This is a genomic window from Micromonospora sp. NPDC047753 (assembly GCF_040642735.1).
In the GTDB taxonomy this organism is placed as follows: domain Bacteria; phylum Actinomycetota; class Actinomycetes; order Mycobacteriales; family Micromonosporaceae; genus Micromonospora.
Map to the genome: position 1 here is coordinate 1 of NZ_JBEYSL010000555.1, position 4101 is coordinate 4101.

The 4101-nt window shown below is 71.0% G+C and carries 4 protein-coding genes; 3 read left to right on the top strand and 1 reads right to left on the bottom strand.

The window, feature by feature from the left end:
* The first annotated feature begins 317 nt into the window (after positions 1 to 317).
* A complete protein-coding gene (locus ABZ749_RS30745) occupies positions 318 to 1151 on the top strand; it encodes a helix-turn-helix transcriptional regulator (RefSeq protein WP_357233891.1) in 834 nt (277 codons plus the stop codon).
* A gap of 6 nt (positions 1152 to 1157) precedes the next feature.
* Here the strand turns inward: ABZ749_RS30745 and ABZ749_RS30750 are convergent, their stop codons facing one another.
* A complete protein-coding gene (locus ABZ749_RS30750; protein WP_357233893.1) occupies positions 1158 to 1961 on the bottom strand; it encodes an AraC family transcriptional regulator in 804 nt (267 codons plus the stop codon).
* Between the two features lie 50 nt (positions 1962 to 2011).
* On the opposite strand from ABZ749_RS30750, the gene ABZ749_RS30755 reads away from it, so the two are divergent.
* Both ABZ749_RS30755 and ABZ749_RS30760 read left to right on the top strand, forming a co-directional pair.
* On the top strand, positions 2012 to 2434 hold the full coding sequence (locus ABZ749_RS30755) for a DUF2000 domain-containing protein (RefSeq protein WP_357207495.1): 423 nt from the start codon (positions 2012 to 2014) through the stop codon (positions 2432 to 2434).
* A 96-nt stretch (positions 2435 to 2530) separates the two neighbouring features.
* On the top strand, positions 2531 to 4101 hold a 1571-nt coding region (locus ABZ749_RS30760; protein ID WP_357233895.1), incomplete at its 3' end, for a ricin-type beta-trefoil lectin domain protein.

A 4101-nucleotide genomic window follows, 5' to 3' on the forward strand; every position in this document is an offset into this window, starting at 1 on the left:
GCCGGAGCGGCCCACTATCGTGCCCGCGCCCACACTGGCGCCGTTGGCGAGCAGGAACTGCGACAGGTGCACCCGCCCCAAGATCGTGCTAGATCGTGGATGTAGTGGCCTCGATCGCCCCGCACACCACTACAACCAGGATTTAGTGCGATCTTGGGCGCAGGCGCAGGCGCAGGCGCAGGCGCAGGCGCAGGCGCAGGGCGCAGGGCGCGGGCCGGGAGTGCGATCTTGGGGTGGGGTGGAACAGCGGGGCGGGGCTGGTCTGTTGCACTCGATGTGCCGGTCGATTCGCCGGCACCCACCGAACGGAGACACCCGTGGACCGCGCCCAACTCGCGAGCTTCCTGCGTACCCGCCGGGAGGCCCTGCAGCCCGAGGACGTGGGGTTGCCCCGGGGGCCCCGTCGGCGCACCGGAGGGCTGCGGCGTGAGGAAGTCGCCACGTTGAGCGGAATGTCCACCGACTACTACAGCCGGTTGGAGCAGCAGCGCGGGCCGCACCCCTCGGAGCAGATGCTCGCCGCCCTGGCCCGGGGCCTGCGGCTCTCCCTCGCCGAACGGGACCACCTGTTCCAGCTCGCCGGTCACGCCGTTCCGCGCCGGGCGGTGCGGGCCGACCACGTGAACCCGGGGATGATGCGCATCCTCGACCGGATGCACGACACCCCGGCCCAGGTGGTGAACCACCTCGGCGAGACCCTGGCGCAGACCGCGCCGGCCGTCGCCCTGCTCGGTGACGAGACCCGGTACACCGGGTTGGCGCGCAGCGCGCACCACCGCTGGTTCACCGACCCGACGGCACGGCAACTGCACCCGGCGCAGGATCACCAGACACAGAGTCGCCTGCTCGTGGCGCACCTGCACGCGGCGTACACCCGTGACGGGCGCGGCTCACGGGCCGCCGCGCTCGTCGACGACCTGCTGGCCAGGAGCCCGGAGTTCGCGCAGCTCTGGCGGGAGCACCCGGTGCCCGCCGGCTACTGCCCGCCCAAGCACTTCCTGCACCCGGAGGTCGGGGCGTTGGAGCTGCACTGCCAGACGCTCGTGGATCCCGACCAGTCACAGACACTGTTGGTCTTCACCGCCGTACCCGGGTCGCCGAGCGACGAGAAGCTGCGCCTGCTCGCCGTCATCGGTGGCCAGGTCGTCTGAACGCGATCAGCTCGGACGCGGGTAGCGGGCCGGGCTGACCCCCAGGTAGCGCCGAAAGTGGCGGGTCAGGTGCGCCTGGTCGAAGAAACCGGCCGCGACGGCGGTCTCGGCGGGCCGCTGCCCGGCGAGGAGCAGGCGACGGGCCCGCTCGACCCGACGGCCGGTCAGGTACGTGTGCGGTGGCACGCCGTGCGCCTGGGTGAACGCCCGGACCAGGTGGGTCGGGTGGGCGTGCAGCAGCTCCGCGGCCTCCCGAAGGGTGACGCCCTCGACGGTCCGGGCGTCCAGCAGCTCTCGTAGGCGCACCGCGAGGCCGTGTCCGGCCGGCTGGACACCGACCGGGCAGCGCTGGCGGAGCTGGCGGCGGACCCGGTCCAGGATGAACGCGAGCCGGCTCTCGGCCTCGAACTCGTCGCCAGGTGTGGCGAGCACCTGGTGCAGGTGGTGGACCCGGTCGCGCAGCCGCGGATCGGCAAGGTCCGGCTCGTCGACGGCCCGCCCGACCAGCTCGGCGTCGAGCGCCGAGGTGTCGAGGTACAGGACGCGCTTGCGGAAGCCGTCGGGTGTGGCGGATCTGCCGTCGTGCGGCACGTACGGCGGCAGAAGGGTGACCGACGTGCGCAGCGCGCCGTGCCGGTGCCGGTCCAGGTCGAAGCGGACCGCGCCGTCGTCGACGATCAACAGCGTCCACACCTCGTGGATGTGCCGGGGGTAGGCGTGGTCGACGAAATGGGCGTGGAAGACCTCGGCGACCCCGGCTACCGCGGGTCGCCACGCGCTGACGTGCGAGCCCGCCGGGCGGGTGTCCACGCTAAGAACGTACAAGACCGGTAGGTGTTCGGGCGGGCAGGCTCGACGCCATGACCGAACCGATCCGCTTTCCCACCAAGATCGCCGTGCTGCTCCGCAACGACCTGGCGGGCTGGCAACGGCTGAACGTCACCGCCTTCCTGGTCAGCGGCATCGCGAGCACGCTGCCGGAGCTGGTCGGCGAGGAGTACCGCGACGCGGACGGCACCGGCTACCTGCCGATGTTCGGTCAGCCGGTGCTGGTCTTCGCCGGGGACCGGGCGACGTTGGTCGGCGCGCACTCGCGCGGGCTCGCTCGTGGCCTGCGGCTGGCGATCTTCACCTCCGAGCTGTTCGCCACCGGCAACGACCGGGACAACCGGGCCGCCGTCCAGGCGGTCGGACGGGAGAAGCTCGACCTGGTGGGACTGGCGTTGCACGCGCCGCGCAACGTGGTGGACAAGGTGCTCAAGGGTGCGTCCATGCACCCGTAACGGCATCCGTGGCGACGAAGACATTGATATCGGCCTGTATGACTGTAATGATTAACACACTTTACAGTGGTTTCGCCGCCCCGGAAGGACCCCCACATGGCGCGACGATCGGCCGGGCTCACGCCCCGCCACCCCCGCATCAGACTGATCTCCGCGCTCGCCGCGGCCCTGCTCGCCGTACCGACCGGCCTGGTCGTCGGCGCATCGCCCGCTGCGGCGGCCGCGACGGGCAGCATCACCGGCTACGGCGGCAAGTGCGTCGACGTGGCCGCCGCGAGCTCGGCCAACAGCACACCGGTTCAGCTCTTCACCTGCAACGGCTCCACCGCGCAACAGTGGACGGTCGGCGACGACGGCACGATCCGGGCGCTGGGCAAGTGCCTGGACATCGCCGCCGCCAGCACCGCCAACGGTGCCCGGGTGCAGATCTACGACTGCAACGGCACCGGGGCGCAGCAGTGGTCGGCCAACGCCGGGCAACTGGTCAATCCGACCTCGGGCAAGTGCCTCGACGCGACCGGCCAGAGTTCCGCCGACGGCACCCCGCTGCAGATCTGGAGTTGCACCGGCACCGCCAACCAGACCTGGACGCTGCCCACCGGCGGCGGCACCACACCACCCCCGTCCGGTGGTTTCACGCACCCCGGTGTGCTGGTCAGTCGGGGTCAGCTCGACTTCGTCCGCGGCCGGGTGCAGGCCGGCGCGCAGCCGTGGGCGTCGGCCTACAGCCAGATGATGGGCAGCCGGTACGCCTCCCTGTCGCGCACCCCGGCGCCCCGCTCGGTGGTCGAGTGTGGTTCCTACTCCAACCCGAACAACGGCTGCACCGACGAGCGGGAGGACGCGATCGCGGCGTACACCGACGCACTCGCCTGGTACGTCACCGGGGACGCACGGTATGCGCAGAAGTCGATCCAGATCATGGATGCCTGGTCGGCGACGATCACCGCACACACCGGCAGCAACGGTCCCCTGCAGACCGGCTGGGCCGCCTCGGTCTGGCCCCGGGCGGCCGAGATCATCAAGTACACGTACACGAGTTGGCCCAACGCCAACCGCTTCGCCACCATGCTGCGCAACGTCTACCTGCCGGTGGTGCGCAACGGTTCGAACAGCAACGGCAACTGGGAGCTGACCATGATGGAGGCCGCAGTCGGCATCGCCGTCTTCCTGGACGACCGGAGCGCCTACGACGCGGCGGTCACCCGCTTCCTCAACCGCACCCGGGCCTTCATCTACCTGCCCAGCGACGGCGCGTTGCCGTACACGATGCCCGGCAGCGGCCTGGACACCAGTGCGGAGATCATCGGCTACTGGCAGGGCCAGTCCACCTTCGTCGCCGGCCTCGCCCAGGAGACCTGCCGCGACTTCGTCCACACCGGGTACGGGATCTCCGCCATCTCGCACGTCGCGGAAACCTCCCGGATCCAGGGACGGGACCTGTACCCGCAGGTCGGTGAGCGGCTGCGCCAGGCGCTGGGCTTCCACTCGCGCTACCAGCTCGGCGAAGCGCCGCCCTCCTGGCTCTGCGGTGGCAGCCTCACCCGGGGCCTCGGGCCGATCACCGAGGTTGGCGCGGCCATACCTGAGTTGCCGAGGAATGCCTGCTTGCCGATGCGAGCCGGGGCGACACGCAGCCACCCGTGGCTCAGTTCGTACGTCGCGAC

Coding starts and splice junctions, on each gene's coding strand:
- ABZ749_RS30755 (WP_357207495.1), top strand. CDS start 2,012: ATGACCGAACCGATCCGCTTTCCCACCAAGATCGCCGTGCTGCTCCGC.